We start from the raw sequence: 20,913 nt of genomic DNA, 5'->3' as shown, positions 1-20,913 counted from the left end.
AACTGCGCACAACAGTGGGCTTCAGCTCGCGGCGCGAGACATCGCTCGGATGCGCGCGATGATGCGGGCGGGGTCTGCCAGGTCCTCCCAGGTCAGGCGGAGGACGCGATAGCCGGTGAGCTCACGGATCTCGTCCTCACGCTTCTTCTCGGCGAAGAGGGCGTCGGTGCCGGTCTGACCGAACTTGCCGGAGTATTTCACCTTGCCGTCGAACTCCACGATCAGCCGCCACTCGTGCCAGACCCAGTCGACGACGCCTACGACACTGCCGTCCGCGCGCCGAACCTCCCACTGCTGTTCCGGCCGCGGAAGTCCGGCTCGGTCGAAGATCCACGAAGCGCGCGACTCGGCCACTGATCCCGACTGCGCCCCCGCCGTGGCGACCAGTGGTTGCAGTCGGCCCATCCGATGCCGAGCGTGCAATGCGGCGTACGCCGTCTCCAGATCGCTGCGATCGAACTGCTTCGAACGCAGCCCCGACTCCAAGAGGCAGAAGGCGGCCTCGGGGTCGAGGTGAACCGCCGCCTCGAGCACGCACCGCTGCGGCTCGAGCACCCGGATGCCGGCGACGTTGCGGATCTCGAGGTCACCCTTGCCGCGTTCGTGTTGCACGACGTCGCCGATGATTCTTCCCGAGCGGCCATCGAGCCGCGTCACGTGGATCCGCGTCAGGTCCAACTGCCAGTCGTCGATGGCGTGCGCGATCACCCCGCTCGCATGGCTGACGGCAACGCTGGCGCCGAGCGCACCAACCGCCGCTCGCGTACGGAGCCAGTGCCTGGAGACGTGCCCGAGGGGCGCCCATTCGTCGGCGAAGACGTATGCGCCCTTGCGCAGGCGGTGCCACTCCCCGAGGCGCACCGCAGTGCGAATGTCGTTGATGGTGCAGCCGGCGGCAAGGGCTTCGGTGCGCGTGAAGAACCCGGCCTTCTTGGTGATCTGGCGCAGTGACCTCATGGCATCAGCATCAGCGCGAGGCAGCTCCGACAGAAGCCCGAATCGGAGACCTGTGGATAACCCGATCCCGAGCACAAGGTGTGGACGGCAACTGGCCGTCAGTCTCCCCACGGATGAAGACGGTCCCCCACAAATGAGCAGGTTCCCCACGCTCCGGAGCGTGGGGAACCTGCGTCAGCGTGGGGAAGTCCCGCGCGAAGAGGCCTCGACCAGCGAAGGCATCAGGCCTTCGGGTCGGGGCCGGGACCGTCGTCCTCGGTCTCCTCGACCTCGTCGACCTGCTGGGCGGTGACGGTGCCCTCACCAGGAACGGCCTCGTCGTCGCCGGCGGCCAGGAGGCCGTAGAGCTTGCGTCGGGTGTCGGCGAGGATGTCCGCGGCGGCCTGACGCTGGGGGTCGGTGCCGGAGGTGGCGAGCTGCCACACGGCCGGGAGCACCTGGGCGAGCTCGCCGCCGAGGATGCCGAAGCCGGCCAGGTCACCCATGCCCTGCCCGCGGCCGCCGCGGCTCTGCTCGCGGGCGTTGTCGACGGCCTTGTCGAACGGCTTCCACACGGCGGCCAGCTCGTCGCTGTGCTCGACGGCGTAGGCCTTGCCGGCGGCGGTCAACCGGATCGCCCGGCGACCGTGCTCGTCGTCGGACTCGACGAGTCCCTCGTCCTCGAGCTGCTGGATGGTCGGGTAGACCGAGCCGGGGCTCGGTCGCCACTCACCCGAGCTGCGCTCGGAGATCTGCTGGATCACCTGGTAGCCGTTGATCACCTGGGCCTGCTCGGCCGCTTCGGCCATCACATAGATGATCGCGGAGCGTACGTCGCCCCGACGGACCCGGGGACCGGGCCGCTGCGGGGGCTGGTTGTCGAAACCGAGCAGCGCCGCGATCCACGGCGGCGGGCCGGCGGGTCCGCGACCGCGACCGTGCGGCCCGCCGCCCTGCCAGCCCGGGCCGCCCCAGCCGGGACCACCCTGCCAACCGTGGGAGCGGCGCGGGCCGCCCTTGCCGAACTCTCGACCCATCTGGTCGATCCACTCACCCCAAGGGTTGCTGTTGTTGTACGTCATTGGGTTCTCTCTTTCGGAAGATTAGATCGCGTTCCTTCGCGATATATCGTGATCTTACGTGGCTGATCGCCCGCTTTCAAGCAAATAGGAGGGAGCCCCCGGAAATCCGGGGGCTCCCTGAGCCAGACCCTGAGGTCGTCGCTGCGATCAGACGCCAGGCGTCTGGGGCGGCGGCGGGGTCGTCGGCGGGGTCGGGGGCGTCGTCGCGGTGGTCGCAGCACGCGCGCCACCACCCTCGGACTGCATCCGCTCGAGCTGCCGGGCAGCCGCGTCGCGACCCCCCAGGCCGAAGGCGAGCGCCGCGGCTGCGGCACCACCGACGACCACGGCACCGAAGCCGAGGTTGATGATCGAGTCGGCCAGGCCCATGAAGCTCAGCCCGATCGCGACGAACAGCACGATCGTGGCGTACTTCAGGATCTGCGAGACCGATCCCGGGACGATCTTCGCGAGCACCGTGGCGATCAGGACACCGGCGGCGATGATCGCACCACCGAAGACGACCCGGCCACCGAGCTCGAGCACCTCGGAGATGAACCTGGTGATCTGCGGGAACTCCAGCATCTGCGCCGCCATCACGGCGAAGAAGAGCACGATGCCGACCTGGATCACCTTGGTGACGATCGGGGTCGCGCTCTGGCCCTGCGGCAGCACGTCCATGGAGTGGAGCGCCCGGTCGAAGCCGAGGCCGTCGATGAGCTGACCGAGGACGTCGGCAGCGAAGCGGGCGATGACCACGCCGATGCCGAGCAGGATCGCGGCGGCGATGATCTTCGGGATCGCGGCCAGGATCATGGCGAGCATGAGCTCAGCGGGCCGCGAGATCGAGCTGATCCCGAGGATCTGCAGAGCTGCGATGGCCACCACGATCATGATGATCGCGTAGAGCACGAGACCGATGACCTTGACGATCTGTGCGGCAGTGCCCGACTGCGGGGCCGAAGCAGACTGCGGGGTGGTGGCGGCGGTCTCGCCCACTCCCACCGTCGCGTCCATGCGGTCGGAGAGCTTGCTGCCGCTGCCGATCCACTTGTCGAACGGGACCGCACCGAGCGCGGTCTCGACGAGCTGACGGACGACCTTGGCGACGAGCGCACCGATGATGAAGACGAAGATCGCACCGATCACGTTGGGCAGGAAGCCCAGCACGCCGTCGAGCAGGCTCTTGATCGGGTCCAGCACAGGGCTGAGCTCGAACAGGTCGAGCAGGGCGATCAGACCGAAGAGCCACACCAGTAGGGCGGCCACGGAACCGAGGCTCTTGCCGATGGTGTCCCCGTCGCTGCCAGCCTTCTGGAGGAACGGAATCTTCGAGGTCAGCTTCGCGAACGCCCAGGCGACGATCTTCGCGATGATCCAGGTGACGACCAGGATGACGATCGCGGCGACCACTTTGCCACCGAGATTCACCCAGTCGATGTCTTTCACGGCATCCATGTGTCTCTCCCCTCAATAGGGTTTCGGAGAAGGTGCCTGAGATCGACGAGCAGCCCGAGTGATGCACGCAACAGGCACCTCTGCTTCCTGAGACGTTCGTCCAGTTAACGCCAGTACGCAAGTTTGGCGCTCCAGCACACGAAAATAAGGAAATCTCTTATAATACCGCGCCCGGTATGCCAAACGTGTCGAAACTGCCCCTAAGAGATCAACCAGGCCGCGTACGCATCGAACGAGTAGGGCCGCCCGAGGAAGTCCGCGACGAGGTCGGCGGCGTCCTTCTCGCCACCCCGGGCGAGCACCAGGTCGCGGTAGCGACCGGCGACCTCGGGATCGAACAGGTTGTCCTGGTCGAAGGCACTGAACAGGTCCTTCGCGATCACCAGCGACCACATGTAGGTGTAGTAGGCCGAGGAGTAGCCGCCCAGGTGGCCGAAGTTGGCGAAGAAATGGGTGCCCTCGATGTAGGGGTAGGGAGAGTACGCCGCCTGGAGCTCCTCGAGGCGCCTGGTCAGGTCCTCGGGCTGCTCCTTGTGGAACCAGTAGGAGATCGCGGCATAGAACATCTGCTGCCGGGCCTGGTAGCCCTTGCCGAAGTCGTCGGCCGCTCGCATCCGCGCGACCAGGTCGGCGGGGATCGGCGTCCCCGACTCGTCGGTGGCGAAGGTCTGCAGCACGGCGGCGTCCCAGGCCCACTCCTCGAGCATCTGGCTGGGCGCCTCGACGAAGTCCCATTCCGTCGCGACCCCGGAGAACCGCGCCCATTCGCCCTGCCCACCCAGGACATGGTGGATCAGGTGGCCGAACTCGTGGAAGAGGGTCACGACGTGATCGTGCTCCATCAGACCGCGGGAGAAGTTGCAGACCAGCACGCCCTCGGGCAGCTGCCGACCCTTCACACCGGGAGCCAGGTCGAACTGCGCGGCATGCTTGTACTTCCCCTCGCGGGGATGGAGGTCGAGATAGATCCGGCCGAGGGGCGCGCTGGTCTCGGCCTCCTCCGAGGCCTGGTAGACGTCGAAGACGCTGACGTCCTCGTGCCAGGTGACGACGTCGGAGACCGGCTCGTAGCGCAGCCCGAAGAGCCGCCCGGTGACATCCAGCAGGCCCTGATGCACCTTGGCGAAGTCGAAGAAAGTACGCACCACCTGGCTGTCGACGTCGTACTTCTCCTGCCGCACCAGCTCCTCGTAGTAGAGGACATCGGCCGCGGAGACGGCGCTGGCTCCCGGGGCGTCGCGGTCGTAGCGGTCGAGGAGCACCTCGAGGTCGCGCTTCATCCGCCCCTCTGAGGCGCCGGTGATCTTGTCGATGAACTCTGGGATCGCCGGACCGTCGCCGATCATCTTCACCGCGGCGTCGAACGCCGGCCAGTCCTCGAAGCCGACCAGGTTCGCCAGCTCGTGGCGCAGCGCGAACATCTCCTTCAGGACCTTGTCGTTGTGCGGCCAACCGCGCTCGAGGCCGGCCACGGTGACGGCGTGGCGGACGGACGGATCCTTCACGAACATCCGCACCGGGAGCGCGTCCGGGTAGTCGGTGGTGATCTCGACGAGCCCCTTGTCGTCGACCGGGTGCGCCTCCAGCCAGTCGGCGGGCATCCCGTCGAGCTGTTCGGGAGTGGCCGTGGTGATGCGTACGTCGTCCCGGGTCACCCGGGAGAACTCGAGGTTGAGCTCGGTGAGCCGCTCGTTGATCTCGGTGAGCCGGGTGCGGGTGGCGTCGTCACGGTCGACGCCTGCCCGGGTGAAGTCCTGCAGGGTCTTCTCCAGGAGCCGGGCGGCGAGCGGGTCGAGCGCGGCGGTCTGCTCGGCGGACAGGCCCGCGAAGACCTGGTAGAGCGTCTTGTCCTGAGTGAGCTCGGTGCGCAGCCGATCGACCTCGACCTCGGTGTCCTCGCATGCGGTGCGGACCGCCTCCACGGGGTGCACGTTGGCGAGCAGACCGGCCAGCCCGCCGAGCGAGCCCAGCTCGAGGGACAGCTCGTCCCAAGCCTTCAGCACCTCGATCGGCCGGCTCGGGGGCGAGGTCCGCAGCTGCTCGGCCAGCTCTCGCACATGGGTCAGCGTCGTCGACGTACGCTCCCTGACCCAGGCCTCCGCGGCGTCGGTCTCGGGCAGGGCAAGCGGCTCAGGCGTACTCATGCGGGTAGCCTGCCACGCCCTGAAACGCTTTGCTCCCGAGATTCAGCGAAGCGTCGGACTCATCAGGAGCTCACTCGTCGAAGCGCCGCGGCGCCGGGAACCGGTGGACCTCTTGCGGCCAATCGAGTGCGACCGCCATCCGGCCGGCCCAGTGGCGGGCCGCGGCATCGTCGGGGACGTCGATGACACAGAAACCGCCGAGATGCTCCTTGGTCTCGACGTACGGGCCGTCGGTGAAGACCGGCTCGCCGCCGGCAGCCTCGACGCTGAAGATGGCGGTCGAGGCATCGATCCCGCCGTTGCTGTAGACGAAGACCCCAGCGGCCCTCATCTCGTCGAGCAGCGCCAGGGAGGCATCGCGCTTCGCGCGTAGCTGCTCCATCGTGTGCTCGGCCACCCACTCGTCGTTGAACGCGACGATGTATTCGGGCATTGGTCGTCTCCTGTCTCCGGACGAATCCGGCGGTCAGCTTGGTCCGAGCTGGTCCCTGCGCCGGGTCAGCAGCGCGATCTCGGCCGAGTTCTCGGCGAGCTCGATGGCCCGGTCGTACGCCGCGCGGGAGTCGTTGCTGCGGCCCAGCCGGCGCAGCAGGTCGGCCCGAGTGGCATGGAGGGCGTGGTAGTCGTCCAGGCTGGGGCCCAGGTGACGGTCGATCTCGGCGAGCGCCACCTCCGGGCCGTCCATCTCGGCGACGGCGATCGCACGATTGAGACGGACGATCGGCGAGGGGTCGACCCGGATCATCTGGTCATAGAGCGCGACGATCTGGGACCAGTCGGTGTCGCGGGCGTCCCTCACCGAGGTGTGGACGGCGTTGATGGCGGCCAGGATCTGATAGCGGCCGGGTCGCGGACCACCGTTGGCGACCACGGCGAGCCGCTCGCGCACCAGCGCGTGCCCCTCGGCGATCAGTCCGAGATCCCACGCCCCGCGGTCCTGCTCGTCGAGCCGGACCAGCTCCCCGGTGGCCGAGACCCGAGCCGTACGCCGCGCCTCGATCAGCAGCATCAGCGCCAGCAGCCCGGCGACCTCACCGTCCTCCGGGAGGAGGGCGCGGACCAGCCGGGTCAGCCGGATGGCCTCGCCGGTCAGATCACCGCGTACGGCGTTCTCGTGGTCGCCCGAGGAGAGGTAGCCCTCGTTGAAGACCAGGAAGAGGACAGCCAAGACACCGCTCACCCGCTCCGGGAGATCGGTCGCCTCCGGGACCCGGTAGGGGATGTGGGCGGCCTTGATCTTGTTCTTCGCGCGCGTGATCCGCTGGCCCATCGTGGTCTCCTGGACCAGGAACGCACTGGAGATCTCGGGCACGGTCAGACCGCCGACCATGCGCAGCGTCAGCGCGATCCGCGCCTCGGGCGCGAGCGCGGGGTGACAACAGGTGAAGAGCAGCCGGAGCCGATCGTCCTCGATGGCGCTGCACCCATCAAGCGAAGGCTCGTCGGGACCCTGGATCTCAGCCAAGGCGACCGCCTCCTTCTGCTTGTCGTCACGTTTGGACTCGCGGCGGATCCGGTCGATCGCGCGGCGGTTGGCGGTGGTGGTGAGCCACGCGCCGGGGTTGGGTGGTACGCCGTCGAGCGGCCAACGCTCGACAGCGACCATGAACGCCTCGGCCGCGGCATCCTCGGCGATGCTGAGATCGCCGAAGCGCCTGGCGAGGCTGGCGACCACCCGGGCCCACTCCTCTTGGTGGGCCCGGGTGATCGCCTCGTCGATATCCGTCAACAGAGAGTCACGCCTCAGGGCCGGTCTGCATCGGGCGTACCTCGACCTTGCCGAGGCAGGCAGCGGAGGCCTCGGTGGCGAGCTTGAGGGCGACGTCGAGATCAGGGACGTCGATGATCCAGAAGCCCGCCATGTACTCCTTCGCCTCGGCATAGGGGCCGTCGGTGATGACCGGCTTCTCGCCCTGGCCGTCGACGACGGTCGCGTTCTTCGCGGCATCGAGGCCGTCGGCGAAGACGAAGTAGCCCTCCTGCTGCAGCTTGTCGTTGAACTTCCCGGTCGCCTCGAACGAGCGCATCATCTCTTCCTCCGAGGCGTAGCCGTAGTGCTCCTTCTCGTAGTCCGAGTCGGGACCCCAGACGGACATCAGGTACTTGGCCATGGTGCTCACTCCTCTGTGTGCGGGCGGCCTCGGTGGCCGCCTCTCACCCTTGCTACGAACGTCTACACCCCGATCCGACACCCCTCACGCGAATTTCTCCAGGGAAATTCAGGTCTTTACTATTTGTTGGTCTCGACAGGCTCGACCACCGGAGCAGAATGACCATCGCCGCACGGCTCAAGGGTGCTGTCGCCGACACCCGCCCGCTCCAGGAGCCGCACTTCCGGCGCCTGTGGCTCGCCGGGATCGTCACCATGATCGGCGCGCAGCTGACCGTCGTGGCGGTGCCGGCCCAGATCTACGCCGACACCGGCTCCTCGGCGTACGTCGGTCTCACCGGTGTCTTCGGACTCGTCCCGCTGATCGTCTTCGGCCTCTACGGCGGCGCGCTGGCGGACCACTTCGACCGGCGTACGATCCTGATGGTCTCGACCACCGGGCTGATCGTCACCAGCGCGCTCTTCTGGCTCCAGTCCGCGCTCGGCAACACCAACGTCTGGCTGCTGCTGTGCCTGTTCTCGGTTCAGCAGGCGTTCTTCGCGGTGAACCAGCCGACCCGCTCGGCGCTGCTGCCCAAGATCCTGCCCGTCCACCTGCTCCCGGCCGCCAACTCCCTGCAGATGACCGTCTTCCAGGCGGGTGCCATCGCGGGCCCGCTGGTCGCCGGCGTGATGCTGCCGTTCACCGGGTTCACCTGGTTGTACGCCATCGACACCGTCACCCTCTTCGTGACCCTCTACGCGGTCGTGCTGCTGCCGAGGCTCCCCGTCGAGGGCGCCGGGGCCAAGGTCCCCGGGCTGCGTTCGGTGTGGGACGGCTTCGCCTATCTGCGTCACCAGCCGGTGCTGCTGATGAGCTTCGTGGTCGACCTGATCGCGATGGTCTTCGCGATGCCGCGGGCGCTGTTCCCACAGATCGCGCACGAGTCCTTCGGCGGCCCGTCCGAAGGCGGGATCGCCTTCGCGCTGCTCTTCGCCGCCATCCCGGCCGGCGCGGTGATCGGCGGGATCTTCTCCGGCTGGGTCTCCCGGGCCGAGGCCCAGGGGCGCGTGGTCATGTGGTGCATCGCTGTCTGGGCGCTGGGGATCACCCTGTTCGGGCTCACCGTCGCCTTGGCGAACCACGCCGTCGACGGGCGCACCACGGCACTCCTTCTCGGCCTCGGGGTGCTCTTCATGATGATCGCCGGCGCCGCCGACGTGGCCTCTGCGGCGATCCGGATGTCGATGCTCCAAGCAGCAGCCGACGACAACGTACGCGGCCGGCTGCAGGGGGTCTTCACGGTCGTCGTCGCGGGCGGCCCACGGGTGGCCGACGTCCTGCACGGCGGCGCGGCAGCCGTGGTCGGCACCGCTATCGCGACCACCGGAGGTGGTCTGCTGAACCTGATCGGGATCGCGCTGTGCGCGCTGCTGGTCCCGAGCTTCGTCGCCTACCGGGTCAACCGGAGCGACGCCCCCGCCGCTGCGTCAGCCGACGAAGGCGCGAAGTAGGCCCGCGAGCTGTTCGGGCTGGTCGATCGGCACCAGCGTCGAGGAGTCCTTGACGATCTCCAGCCGCGCGTCGGGGTAGTGCGCCGCCAACCGGGGACCGTGCTCGGCGGGCATCATCGTGTCCTGGCCGGCCCAGACGACGAGCACCGGCTTGGTGAACTTCTGCTGCCCCTCGGCCAGCTCGAGCAGCTCGTCGCGCCCAGGCGCGCCGCCGGCGAACTTCATGAAGTCGCGGCGGATCGCCTTGTCGGTCAGTGCCGGCGCGAACCAGCCGTGCACGAGGTCGTCGTAGAGGTGGTAGTCCTTGTCGACCGACATCCCGCCGTAGCCCGAGCTCGCCTGCCGGAACCCCTGCACGCGGAACAGCTGCAGCGCTGCGGTGAACAGCGGCGGCACCTTCGAGAGCACGGCCAGCGGCCTGGCCGCCTTGGGCGGGTAGTTGTCGAAGGCCTCGCACGCCACCAGCGCCAGTCGCGCGATGCGGTCGGTGCGGTCGGCGTTGATGAGGAACTGCCCGCCGCCCCAGTCGTTGAGGACCAGGGTGACGTCGTGGAGCTCGAGCTCATCGAGGAAGTCGCCGAGGATGTTCGCCACCCCTTGCTGACTGAGGTCCGCGTCCGGTCGCATCGGCTTCCGGTGGCCGCCGAGCGGCAGCGTCGGCCGGATCACCCGGAACCCGCCGAGGTGAGGCATCGCACGACGCCACAGACGGCCGTCCATCGGCACTCCGTGGAGGAGCACGAGGACAGGGCCGTCACCGCCGGTATCTTCGTAGTCGATCGGACCGGCCGACAGCTGGACGCTGGGCATTCAGGGGGCTCCTCGAAGCAATGGCGTGGGGTGCCCACACCTTGCCCCTCCGGCAACAGCCGTGCAACGGGAATCGCCCAATTCCCTACGCATCCGGGCCCATCGCAGGTCTTTGGTCCCTGAGACCCAGGACTTTCCGATACGACCAGGGGTTTCGGGTTGGTTTCGGGTTGGTTTCAGGTTGGGTATCGGTCGGTGGCGGGCGGACTGGTCCGCCCGCCACCTGGTCAGGCCGGTCCGCGCACGAGCAGTGCAGCCGAGGTCACCGACTTGGTGACGTACCCGGTCCGCGACCCGACGACCGTGACCGTCACCTTCTTGCCCTTCGCCGATGCCGGAAGCCTCAGCCTCGTGGAGGTCGTGGTCTTGTACGTCCGGCCGTTGAGCTTCCAGACGTACTTGACCGCGGCCGGGGCTGGTGTCCAGGTGCCCCGGCTGGCGGTGATCGTGCGACCGACCCGGAAGACGCCCGTCAGCTTCGGTCGCGGAGCGGCGAAGACCCCCGTGACGACGGTCCGCGTCGCCGCGCTCGTCACCGTCTTCGTGGTGTAACCGCTCCGCGATCCGGACACGCTCACGGTGATCCGCTTTCCCTTCGCGGAGGCGGGCACGGTCAACCAGTTCGCAGTGCCGGACTTCAGCACGGTGGAGCCGACCTTCCAGACGTACGTCACCGTGGACGGTGACGGCGTCCAGGTGCCTCGTGAGGCGGTGAGCTTCCGACCGACCTGGGCCGTTCCCGAGATCGTGGGCGCGGGAGCCGTGAACAGACCGACGACCTTGACCGAACGGGTCGTCGACCACCGCGGCGCCCCGGGGAATGCCTGGTAGGTGTAGGTGAGCGTGTGCGTGCCCACCGGCAGCTTCTTGGCAGGCACGGTGATCGTCTTCGTACGCACGTCGAAGGTCGCCGAGCCGAGGACGGTCGAGCCGGCCGAGACCGTCACCGTGCCGTAAGGCGTGATCGCGTCCGGGCTCACGGTGACGCTCGAGGGGTACGTGCTGCCGTAGCTGTAGGAGCTGCCCCCGCTTACCGCAATCGCCGGCGGGGTGAGGTCTCCGGAGGCGCTCGAGGCGACGTCGAACTCGTAGGTCGCCGCGCTCCGGTTGCCGGCACGGTCGTAGACGCAGGCCATCACCTGACCGCCGATCATGGAGTCGTAGCTGCCCGGCAGATATTCGAAGGTCGTGTACGGGTGCGCGGGAACCTCGGCGCCCCAGGCGCAGATCGGGTTGTTTCCGCTCGCGAAGTTGACCAGCACGGCGTCGGCGCTGCGAACCCAGAACTTTCCAGGTGTGCTCGGGCCACCGCGCGGACCGCCGCCGGCGAGGTAGACCGTGTCCGCCCCCACGACCGGGACGATCTCGGGCACCGCGGGTGCGGTGATGTCGTAACCGACCCGGCACTTCGAGGCCGTGCCCTCGAGGCCGTACCCGTCGATGCCGGAGACCCAGACGTCGTACTCGCCGCCGTCGGTCAGGACGTCGGCCGGGATGTACGTCGTCTGACGCCAGCCCGCGAGGGTGCCGCTGGTGGTCGCCTCGTAGAGCGGCGTCCCGTCCACGGTGCCCGCCGGGTAGACCCGGAAGTGCGCTCGGACGCGGTCGGTTCGCGAGTTCTCCAGCGTGTCGGGATCGGTGATGAACGCACTCATCTGGATAGCGCGGTTGAGCCAGGTCGTCTCGCCGGTGCAGGCGTCGCCGGGCAGGTCTGTGCCGGCCAGGAGGCTGGTAGGAGCATCCGGAGCGCGGTTGAAGTAGACGGAGAGACCGGCGTCCTCGACCAGGTTCCAGCCACAGGCCATGCAGGTCTCGTCGGCGGCCTTCAGCCCGACCGAGAGCGTCCCGTCGGTGACCGCCTGCTTGGCGAGCGAGGTGGCCACGAAGTCGAAGTAGCCGGTCCACATGCGGTCCTGCGGGCATGCGGCAGCGTAGTAGGTCATCGCGGACGCGGGCTGGTTGCTCCAGTCGCCACCGGCGTACAGCTCGAGCGTGCTCGGCGGGCAGGTGTCGGGATCGACCCAGGCGAGGTCGGCGCGCACGATGAACTCGGCGGCGTCGATGTCCTCGGCACGTACGCCGTCGAGCGCGCTCAGGTCGTCGAACTCCCAGGTGATGCGCTGGCTGGAGGGCGCCTCGCCGCAGGCTTCGAGGATCCGCTCGGCGTAGGGGTCGTCGCCGACCTCCGCCGGGTCGCAGTGACCCACCCATGCCGGCCCGGTCTCCGGGTCGAGGTCGGAGGTGCCGGTCACCGAGTTCTCCACGTCAGCGCTGGTCGCATCCACTCCGCGCGGTGGGTAGCTGGGCAGCGTGGTCGGCTCGTCGGCCGCGAGCCGGGGAGCAAGATCGAGTCGCATCCGACCATCGGGGAGTGCGGTGAGATCGGCGTCCTCCCCGGACACCTCGACCTCGTCACCGCAGGCGCGAGCGACCGCCTGAGCTCCGTCGATGGTCGGCGCGGTCGTGGCGCAGGTGACGTCCGGGGTCGGCGGAGCCTCGGCGGCGATCACCGGTGCCACGCTCAGCGCGAGGGCGCTGACGGTCAGTCCGGCGATCAGCGCGAGGGCGCGCTGCGGTGAATGCATGAGGGATGGCCAGCTTCTACGAGGTGCGGCGTACGGCCGCAGACGACGGTCCCGAGAGGAAGACGCCGAGGCGCTCGCGACGGATCGGATACCCAGGCGGGTAGACGCTAGTGGCCAGGGCCATCGAACGAGTGCTGCTATACCGAGTTGACGGTCAACTGACTCTCAACTGTGGGGATCCTGCCCCCTCAGAGACCGACCGGCAGGTCCTCGGCGGCGGCGAACGCCTCGATCGTCTTGGCCGGGCCGCGCTCGTCGATCATCTCGATGAGGTCGGCGAGGTCGTCGCGGCGGTCTCGCGAGACCAGCCAGGCCATCAGGCGCTGACCACGCGGGACGGTGGTCTCCTCGAAGGGGACGCCGGCGTCGTACCAGAGCTCGAGGACGGCCTCGCGAAGCAGCGACCAGTAGCGGTCGGGGTCCTCGGTGGAGGGATCGACCGCCGCGCGGAAGTGCTCCCACATGTCGATCGGGAGGATCTCGGTGCGCAGCGTCCGCATCAGCTCCTCGGAGCCCGTGGCGGCCACCATCTCGACGGTCTGGCGCTTGGTGGTGATCCGCTCGACCAGGTTGGCGATCTGAGCGCGCTTCTGGGTGGCGGAGGACAGGTCGGACCGGACCCGCCAGTCGTAGACGACGTCGGTGAGGACGTCGAAGCTCCGGGCGGCCAGGAATGCCTGGGTCAGGGCCACCTGGTCCTGGTAGCGAGTTCGCTCGGGGAAGGTGATGTCGTTGTCGGTCCAGAAGGAGCGCCGGAAGATCTTGTTCCAGACGAACACGTCCGCGAGCATCAGCGGCGCGTCCTCGATCCGGCACCTGAGGCGCGTCCGGGAGTGGTTGCGGCGCATCAGCGGGGTGACGTACCTGCGCTCCTCGCCGTTGACGACGCTCACGCGCTCGGCGGCGCCGACCGCGAAGTCGGAGCCGGTACGCCGCAGCGACCGCAGCATCGGGGTCCAGGCGTCGCGGGGCAGGATGTCATCGGGATCGACGAAGGTGAGCAGGTCACCGGTGGCGGCCGCGATCCCGGCGCGACGGGCGATGGAGACACCGGAGTTGGGCTGGGTGATCAGCGTGACCCGGGGGTCCTTCGCGGCGACGCCCTTGACGATCTCGGCAGAGCCGTCGGTGGACCCGTCGTCGACCACGACGACCTCGATGGCGCAGACCTCACGCAGGGGCTGGCGCAGGATGCTGGCGAGGCTGTCGGCGACGTAGTCGGCCACGTTGTAGACCGGCACGACGACGCTCAGCAGCCTCGGCTTGTCCCTCCTCCTGAATGCCCCCACGCATATGGAGTCTAAGGGGGTGTTCACCAGCGCACACTCGCCATCGCGAGCGTGTCGACTCTGGTCGGGCCAATGTGGGGGCTATCGGTCACGGGAGGATCAACGCACAACCAGACGAGATGTTAGGCCGACCGTGGTGTCTCCGGGGTGAACGAGCGGTGAGCGTTCGTCACCCTGCGGCTATCGCTCAGCGTGCCGCAGGGCGTGCGACGCGGCCATCTGGGCCCCGAAGGCGGCGTTGTCACGCACCAGCGCGATGTTGGTCGCCAGCGAGTCGCCGCCGGTCAGCTCGACGATCCTGGCCAGCAGGAACGGGGTGATGTCCTTGCCGCGGACCTCGCGGGCCTCGGCATCTGCGAGCGCCTGATCGATGTGATGCCCGATCACCTCGGCGGGGATCTCGTCGGCGACGGGGACCGGGTTGGCGACGACCATTCCGCTCGGGAGACCGAGGTCCCAGGCGGCCTTCATCACCGCCGCGGCCTCGTCGGGCCCGTCGACCCGAAGCGGCGCCGGAAACCCCGAGCTGCGGGAGTAGAAGGCCGGGAACTCGTCGCTGCCGTTGACCAGGACCGGCACTCCGTACGTCTCCAGCGTCTCCAGCGTGAGACCGATGTCGAGGATCGACTTCACGCCGGCGCTCACCACCGCGACCTGGGTGCGGGCGAGCTCAGTCAGGTCGGCGGAGATGTCGAAAGAAGTGGCGGCTCCCCGGTGTACGCCGCCGAGCCCACCGGTCACGAACGTCCTGATCCCGGCCATCGCTGCCAGGCGCATGGTCGCCGCGACCGTCGTCGCGCCGTGGAGACCGCGGGCGACGACGTAGGGAAGGTCGCGGACACTGACCTTGGTCACCGCGGGGTCGGACGCGAGGAGCTCCAGGTCGTCCGGAGCCAGGCCGGCTCGCGGGATGCCGTCGAGGAGCGCGATCGTCGCTGGGACGGCCCCGTTGTCACGGACGATCTGCTCGACCTCCGTGGCCATCTTGACGTTGTCTGGGTAGGGCATGCCGTGGCTGATGATCGTCGACTCCAGCGCGACGACCGGGCGCCCCTCGGCGAGCGCGGCCCGGACCTCTTCGGTGAGCCGGATCTTCACGCCATCTCCTCAGAGGTTGCGCGGACCGGGCCGCCTGCTGCGCAATCTCTGACGAGGCTCTCGCTGAGGTCCATCCGGACGGTGTCGTGAGTGCCGCAGGTCAGCGCCGCCGCGGCGTGCCCGAATCGGGCCGCCGCGACCAGATCGACGTCTCGGAGGAGCTCGTGGGCGAACGCCGCGAGCATCGCGTCGCCCGCGCCGGTGACGTCGACGACGTCGGTCGGCACGGCGGGAAGCTCTTGGTAGACGTCATTGTAGCTGATCACCGAGCCGCGGGCGCCGAGGCGCACCCAGACGACCCCGACGCCGCGGTCGTGCAGCGAGTGGACGGCCTTCTCGATCTCCGCGTCGCTGTCGGCAGGCAGGTCGGTCAGCGCGGTCAGCTCGGCCTGGTTGGGCGTCACCAGGTAGAGCTCGCGATCGGCGCGGATCAGGTCGCGCGCCCGCTTGGCCTTCGGTACCGAGACCGGGTCGAATACGACGGGCACGTCGAACTCGCGGGCGAGGTCGATCGCCACGTCGGCCGTGCGGACCGGGATGTTGCCCTCGACGAGCACACCGCGAGCGCTTTTGACCAGGTCGCGGGCCGCCTCCACGACCAGCGGGGAGAACTCGTCGGTCGCGGCCATGTCGGCCACCGCGACCACCAGCTCACCGGAGGAGTCGAGCACGGCGTTGTAGGTGCCGGTGCGTACGTCTGCTCGGCGGCGGACGTAGGTGCAGTCGACGCCGACGTCCTCGGTGTAGGCGATCACCTCGTCGCCGATCGGGTCGTCGCCGACGACCGAGACCAGCGCCACCGAGTCACCCAGCCGGGCGAGGTTCTCCGCGACGTTGCGGCCCACTCCACCGGGCGAGAGGCCGGCCGATCCGGACATGCTCGAACCCATCACCACCTGCTCGTGCGCCCGAGCGTGGAGATCCATGTTGGAGCCGCCGATCACGACGATGTCTGGCGGTAGGTGCAGGTTCATCACTTGCATCGTAAGCGGGGTGCTCGGATCGCGCCCCCTCATAAAGTATGAACTTGGTGCGCTCAGCCGAGGAGCTCGCGACCGATCTCTTCGACGGAGCGGCAGCCGACCAGCCCCAAGGAGAGGTCGAGCTCGGCGATCATGTGCTCCAGGACTGCCTGGACGCCGGCGGCACCGGCGAGGGCGAGGCCGTAGACGTACGGGCGGCCGAGGAGCACGGCGTCGGCACCCAGAGCCAGGGCCTTGAGGATGTCGGCGCCGGAGCGGATGCCGGAGTCGAAGAGCACCGGGATGCGGCCGTCGACCTCGTCGACGATGCTCGGCAGGGCGTCGATGGAGGCGATGGCGCCGTCGACCTGGCGGCCACCGTGGTTGGAGACGATGATCCCGTCGACGCCGTGCTCGAGCGCGCGCCGGGCGTCCTCGGGCGCCTGGAGGCCCTTCAGCACGATCGGCATATCGGTCATCTCCCGCAGCCGGTCGAGGTCGTCCCAGATCAGGTCGGAGCGGGAGAAGACGTCGAGGAAGGTCTCGACCGCGGCGCGGGCGTGACCGGAGCGAAGGTTGTCGACGAGCTTGCCGGGATGGTGCTGGGCCATCGAGGCGACCGCGGTGAGCGCCGAGGGGATCTCCCGAAGCCCGGGTCGCACGCTCGTACCGCTGCCGCCGGAGAGACGCTGCTCGACGAGGGCACGGAATGCGGGATCGGAGGTGTACTGCGCGATCCCCAGCCCCCGCGCGAAGGGCAGATAGCCCAGATCGAGATCACGCGTACGCCACCCGAGCATGTGCGTGTCGAGCGTGACGACCAGCGCGTCGGAGCCGATGGCCTCGGCGCGGCGTACGAAGGACTCGACGATCGTCTCGTCCTTCGACCAGTAGAGCTGGTAGAGCCGTGGGGTGTCGCCCAGGTCCTTTGCGACCTCCTCCATCGGGACGGAGGCCTGGGTGGAGATCACCATCGGGATGCCCGTCGCGCGGGCCGCCGCGGCGACCTCGTGCTCGGCGCGCGGGTGGGCGAGCTCGAGCACGCCGACCGGGCCGAGCATCAGCGGCGCCGGCATGTCCACACCGAACAGCGTCGTACGCAGGTCGCGGCTCTCGACGTTGGCGAGCATGCGCGGCACCAGCCGGAAGTGGTCGAAGGCGGCGGTGTTGGCGGCGACGGTGCGCTGCTGGCCGGCTCCGCCGTCGACGTACGCCCATGCCTCCTTGCTCATCGCCCGCTGGGCGGCCTCGGCGAGCGCCGCGGGCTCGGTCGGCACCACGGGACGGTGGCCGAACAGGCCCTTGCGGAAGATCGCCGACTGGAGGTCTCTGCCGATGCTCACGCGCGTAGGCTACTGCGTTCCGCCTGCCGCCGGACCCCACCTTCGGCAGGGAGTTCTGCGGGCAGCGCGGCGCCGGAGATCGCGATGATCAGCCGATGACACCGCTCGGTCATCTGGGTCGGCGTGACCCCGGGATGGTCGAGCCACCAGGTGATCAGCGCATCGACCGCACTCATCCAGACCGCGGTCAGTGCGGAGGCGTCGAGGGGATCGTCGTCGCCCACGAGCCTCATCAGCTCGCCGACACCCTCGACAGCGAGACGGGTGATCCGGTCGGTGTAGACGGCGCGGGCCGCGGCCACCTCGCCGTCGTCGGGCGCTGACGGGTCGAAGAGCAGCCGCCACAACCACGGCTGCGGCTCGAGCGTACGGAAGAGACCGTCGAGCGTGTGCAGGCCCCGCTCGACGCCGACCGAGTCGTCGGCGGCGACCCGCTCCATCTCGGCGGCGAGCGTCTCGGCACCGTAGTTGAAGCTGGCCAGGAAGAGGCCCTCCTTGGAGCCGAAGTACTGATAGACCAGCGGTTTCGAGATGCCGGCATCGGCGGCGATCCCGGCGACCGACGCCTTGGCGAACCCCATGGTGCCGAAGACCTCGCAGGCGGCTCGCAGGATCTGCAACTCGCGGTCGGCGCGCGGGACGCCCTTGGTTCCAGCGTTGGCCCGTGACATGTCCAGGAGTCTAGCGGCGGCATATGACCTTGAGGTAACTTACTCAAAGGTCATATCCCTGGAGGTCCCCCGTGAACGACATGCTCGACCCGCTGAAGAACCCGCTGACGTACGCGATCCCGTTCTTCGTGATCGCGATCCTCATCGAGCTGGCTGCGCTGAAGTGGCTCGATCACGACGACAACCTGGCCGGTTACGTCTTCAAGGACGCCCGCACCTCGATCCTGATGGGCTTCGGCTCGATCGTGACGATGACCGTGTTCAAGGTGCTGACCTTCGGGATCTACGCGGCGATCTTCGCCTACGCCTCGCTGTGGCAGATCCCCGGCACATGGTGGGGCCTGGCGGTCTCGGTCCTGGTGGTCGACCTCGCCTATTACTGGAACCACCGGTTCGTGCATCGCACCAGGGTCGGCTGGGCGGCCCACCAGGCGCACCACTCGAGCGAGTACATGACCTTCGCGACCGCGCTACGGCAGAAGTGGAACCCGTGGTTCGAGTTCTTCTTCTTCCTGCCGCTGCCGTTCCTCGGCATCTCCCCGGCGGCGATCTACATCGCCTTCTCGATCAACCTGATCTACCAGTTCTTCGTGCACACCGAGACCATCGGGCGGCTGTGGCGGCCGATCGAGCTCGTCTTCAACACCCCGAGCCACCACCGCGTCCACCACGGCTCCGACCCGGAATACCTCGATAAGAACTACGCCGGCATCCTGATCGTCTGGGACCGCCTCTTCGGCACCTTCCAACCGGAGCGCCAGCGCCCGACGTACGGCCTGACCTACCAGGTCGACACCTACAACCTGCTGCGCCTCGAGTACGGCGCGTTCCGCGAGCTGTGGAACGACGTACGCAGCGCCGACGGCTGGCGGCTCAAGCTGAGCTACGTCTTCCGGCCGCCGGGCTGGGCCCCGGAGCGCGACTGTTCGTCTAGGTATGCAGATCAGTCGTCACAGCCCTAGCGGAACTCCGCTAGGGCTGTGACGGTTCGACTGCATACCTAGACGAACATCCAGGCCGTCAGGCCGAGCGCCGTCGCCCCAGAATCATCACGATGATCAGGCCGAGCAGGCCGACGCCGACGAGTACGACACCCGGGGCCGCGACCTTGACGAGCTTCTGGCCCTCCGGGGATGCGGGCTCACTGAAGCTCACCTGCTGAGGCGCGGGAGCGATCGCCTCCGGGAACTCCTTGGCGATCTCGGCCTGGAGCTTGTCGGTGTATTCCTCCACGCGGGGCAGAGTGCCGGCGGCGAGGATCGTGTCGCCCTTCTTCTGCACGAAGAAGTAGTAGTCCTCGGTCGCGGACAGCGACTTCAGCTGGCACACACCGGGGTTGAGCGTGACCTGGAGCTTGCTCCCACCGGCGACACCCTTGAGCGCCTTGACGACGGTCACCGGATAGACCACCGGACCGTCCTTCTTGCTGGCTTTTCCGGGGCCCGTCACCCGGGCGAGGAAGACCATCGGTTCCTTGACCGCGTCACTGAGCACGAACGCGGGGCACTTCGCGGGGGCGGTCACGGGCTCGGCCGTCGCGGGAGCAGGGCTCATCGTGACGATCGCCAAGGCGACCATTGCGACAGCAAGAAGGAACGGGGGGACGCGGCGCATGGCGAAGATCAAACCAGTCACAGGCCGAAGACTCCAGCCAGGACTCGCGCGACACCGTCATCCTCGTGCCCGGGAGCGACGTGCGAGGCACACGCGGTGACGCTCGGGTGGGCGTCAGCCATCGCGTACGAGGTCCCGGCCCAGGTCAGCATCGGCAGGTCGTTGGGCATGTCGCCGAAGGCGATCACGTCCGCGGCGGAGATGCCGAGCTCGGTGCAGACCAGCTCCAGCGTGGAGGCCTTGGTGACCCCAGGAGCACTGATCTCGAGCAGCGGGAACGACGAGTGGGTCACGTTGACCCGATCCCCGACGACCGCGACGGCGGCAGCGAGCAGCTCGTCGGCGTCATCGTCCTCATGACGACGCCCGAGCAGCTTGATCAGGGACTCCTCGGCGAGCTCCTCGATCGGCGCGACCCGCTTTGCGGGCTCGAGCGTGCCGGACACGTGGGGCGCGAACGCGGGCTCGCCCGACCATCCCTCGAGCGTCTCCGTCGCGAAGACCAGCCCGGGCACGTTCGCCTTCAGCGCCGCCACCACCTCGGCGGTCAGGGTCGGCTCGATCAACCGGGTGAGCCGGGGCTGGTCGGTCGCGACGTCCCAGACCAGTGCTCCGTTGGACACGATCGCCAGCCCGACGCTGCCGATGTGCTCGAAGAGCACGCGGGTCCAGCGCAGCGGTCGACCGGTCACGAAGATGACCGGCACGCCCATCTCCTCGAGCTTCACGAGGACGTCACGGGTGAAGTCGGAGACCGAGCCGTCTGCTCTGACCAGGGTCCCGTCCAGGTCGGTGGCGACGAGCTTCGGCGTACTCATTCTGCCATTCTGCCACCGGGGACCGGCCTGGCCATCACCAGATGCCCGTCCTCGTCGGCGCCACGGAGATCGATGAAACCGCACTTGGCGAGCACCCGGAGGCTGGCGGCGTTGGTGGGCTCGACCGACGCCCGGACGCGTACGCCCTCCTCGTCCGCGCATGCCAGCAGACCCTTGAGCGCCTCGGTCGCGAAACCCCATCCGCGGGCCTCTTCGACCAGGCCGTAGCCGACCTCGGTCTCCGGGGTGCCGTCCGCGGCGGCGTCGGGCGGCCCGAAGAAGCCGATCGACCCGAGCACGGTGTGGTTGCGCACGATGTAGCGCGAGCTCCACAGATCGCCCTCGACCCACATCGTCGCCGCGTCGCGGTCGTCCTCGCGCGGGAACTGCGGGTGCCAGCCCTGCAGGCGGCCGAGCCCGCCGTTCGGATCACGGATGGCCTCGACGTCGGTGCTGGTCCACAGCGGCAGCGTGAGCCGCTCGGTGGTGACGGTGATGGGAAGGGTCACGAGCGCTGAGA

At 68.5% G+C, this 20,913-nt stretch carries 19 protein-coding genes; 2 read left to right on the top strand and 17 right to left on the bottom strand.

Annotated elements, in window-relative coordinates; genetic code table 11:
- Positions 1-21: 21 nt before the first annotated feature.
- From IEY84_RS10565 to IEY84_RS10535, 7 genes are all read right to left on the bottom strand, one after another.
- Positions 22-957, bottom strand: coding sequence for a type IV toxin-antitoxin system AbiEi family antitoxin domain-containing protein (locus tag IEY84_RS10565; protein ID WP_183542829.1), 936 nt, complete (start codon positions 955-957; stop codon positions 22-24).
- 221 nt (positions 958-1,178) lie between these two features.
- A complete protein-coding gene (locus tag IEY84_RS10560) occupies positions 1,179-2,018 on the bottom strand; it encodes a PadR family transcriptional regulator (RefSeq protein WP_221208545.1) in 840 nt (279 codons plus the stop codon).
- Positions 2,019-2,165: 147 nt separating this feature from the next.
- Positions 2,166-3,455, bottom strand: a complete 1,290-nt coding sequence (locus IEY84_RS10555) for a mechanosensitive ion channel (RefSeq protein WP_183542827.1) — start codon at positions 3,453-3,455, stop codon at positions 2,166-2,168.
- 200 nt (positions 3,456-3,655) lie between these two features.
- Entirely contained in the window at positions 3,656-5,599 is a 1,944-nt protein-coding gene (locus IEY84_RS10550) for a M3 family metallopeptidase (protein ID WP_183542825.1), read from the bottom strand.
- Between the two features lie 70 nt (positions 5,600-5,669).
- Entirely contained in the window at positions 5,670-6,032 is a 363-nt protein-coding gene (locus IEY84_RS10545; protein ID WP_183542823.1) for a YciI family protein, read from the bottom strand.
- A 33-nt stretch (positions 6,033-6,065) separates the two neighbouring features.
- A complete protein-coding gene (locus IEY84_RS10540; protein WP_183542821.1) occupies positions 6,066-7,328 on the bottom strand; it encodes an RNA polymerase sigma factor in 1,263 nt (420 codons plus the stop codon).
- 7 nt (positions 7,329-7,335) lie between these two features.
- Positions 7,336-7,710 (bottom strand): YciI family protein, encoded by a 375-nt coding sequence (locus IEY84_RS10535; protein WP_183542819.1) that lies wholly within the window; start codon positions 7,708-7,710, stop codon positions 7,336-7,338.
- A 158-nt stretch (positions 7,711-7,868) separates the two neighbouring features.
- On the opposite strand from IEY84_RS10535, the gene IEY84_RS10530 reads away from it, so the two are divergent.
- On the top strand, positions 7,869-9,203 hold the full coding sequence (locus tag IEY84_RS10530; RefSeq protein WP_183542816.1) for an MFS transporter: 1,335 nt from the start codon (positions 7,869-7,871) through the stop codon (positions 9,201-9,203).
- Here IEY84_RS10530 and IEY84_RS10525 read toward each other — a convergent pair.
- The 7 genes from IEY84_RS10525 to IEY84_RS10495 form a co-directional block, all read right to left on the bottom strand.
- Positions 9,180-10,013 carry an alpha/beta fold hydrolase gene (locus IEY84_RS10525; RefSeq protein ID WP_183542814.1) on the bottom strand — a complete coding sequence of 278 codons (834 nt, stop codon included), beginning with the start codon at positions 10,011-10,013 and terminating at the stop codon, positions 9,180-9,182. The two genes, IEY84_RS10530 and IEY84_RS10525, sit on opposite strands and share 24 nt — an antisense overlap.
- A gap of 227 nt (positions 10,014-10,240) precedes the next feature.
- Positions 10,241-12,598 carry an Ig-like domain-containing protein gene (locus IEY84_RS10520; protein ID WP_183542812.1) on the bottom strand — a complete coding sequence of 786 codons (2,358 nt, stop codon included), beginning with the start codon at positions 12,596-12,598 and terminating at the stop codon, positions 10,241-10,243.
- 188 nt (positions 12,599-12,786) lie between these two features.
- The gene (locus tag IEY84_RS10515; protein ID WP_229788578.1) at positions 12,787-13,887 is read right to left on the bottom strand and encodes a glycosyltransferase family 2 protein; all 1,101 of its coding nucleotides are present in this window, start codon (positions 13,885-13,887) and stop codon (positions 12,787-12,789) included.
- A gap of 180 nt (positions 13,888-14,067) precedes the next feature.
- Entirely contained in the window at positions 14,068-14,985 is a 918-nt protein-coding gene (locus IEY84_RS10510) for a pseudouridine-5'-phosphate glycosidase (protein ID WP_183542808.1), read from the bottom strand.
- Positions 14,982-15,959, bottom strand: coding sequence for a carbohydrate kinase family protein (locus IEY84_RS10505; protein ID WP_229788577.1), 978 nt, complete (start codon positions 15,957-15,959; stop codon positions 14,982-14,984). The genes IEY84_RS10510 and IEY84_RS10505 overlap by 4 nt, the downstream gene beginning before the upstream one ends.
- 62 nt (positions 15,960-16,021) lie before the next feature.
- Positions 16,022-17,290, bottom strand: coding sequence for an alpha-hydroxy-acid oxidizing protein (locus IEY84_RS10500; RefSeq protein WP_183542803.1), 1,269 nt, complete (start codon positions 17,288-17,290; stop codon positions 16,022-16,024).
- Positions 17,287-17,961 carry a TetR/AcrR family transcriptional regulator gene (locus tag IEY84_RS10495; protein ID WP_189129298.1) on the bottom strand — a complete coding sequence of 225 codons (675 nt, stop codon included), beginning with the start codon at positions 17,959-17,961 and terminating at the stop codon, positions 17,287-17,289. Before IEY84_RS10495 ends, IEY84_RS10500 begins: the two co-directional genes overlap by 4 nt.
- An 80-nt stretch (positions 17,962-18,041) precedes the next feature.
- On the opposite strand from IEY84_RS10495, the gene IEY84_RS10490 reads away from it, so the two are divergent.
- Positions 18,042-18,923, top strand: coding sequence for a sterol desaturase family protein (locus IEY84_RS10490; protein ID WP_221208588.1), 882 nt, complete (start codon positions 18,042-18,044; stop codon positions 18,921-18,923).
- A 58-nt stretch (positions 18,924-18,981) separates the two neighbouring features.
- On the opposite strand, the gene IEY84_RS10485 is transcribed toward IEY84_RS10490, so the two are convergent.
- The 3 genes from IEY84_RS10485 to IEY84_RS10475 are packed head-to-tail and all read right to left on the bottom strand — an operon-like array spanning position 18,982 to position 20,902.
- Positions 18,982-19,575, bottom strand: a complete 594-nt coding sequence (locus IEY84_RS10485) for a hypothetical protein (protein ID WP_189129297.1) — start codon at positions 19,573-19,575, stop codon at positions 18,982-18,984.
- Between the two features lie 17 nt (positions 19,576-19,592).
- On the bottom strand, positions 19,593-20,393 hold the full coding sequence (locus IEY84_RS10480) for a Cof-type HAD-IIB family hydrolase (RefSeq protein ID WP_183542797.1): 801 nt from the start codon (positions 20,391-20,393) through the stop codon (positions 19,593-19,595).
- Positions 20,390-20,902 (bottom strand): GNAT family N-acetyltransferase, encoded by a 513-nt coding sequence (locus tag IEY84_RS10475; RefSeq protein WP_183542795.1) that lies wholly within the window; start codon positions 20,900-20,902, stop codon positions 20,390-20,392. Before IEY84_RS10475 ends, IEY84_RS10480 begins: the two co-directional genes overlap by 4 nt.
- Positions 20,903-20,913: the final 11 nt, after the last annotated feature.

It is taken from the genome of Nocardioides albus (assembly GCF_014648255.1).
GTDB lineage: Bacteria > Actinomycetota > Actinomycetes > Propionibacteriales > Nocardioidaceae > Nocardioides > Nocardioides albus.
The sequence above is the reverse complement of the archived record's forward strand: the minus strand, read 5'-3'. Positions and strand labels throughout refer to the sequence as shown.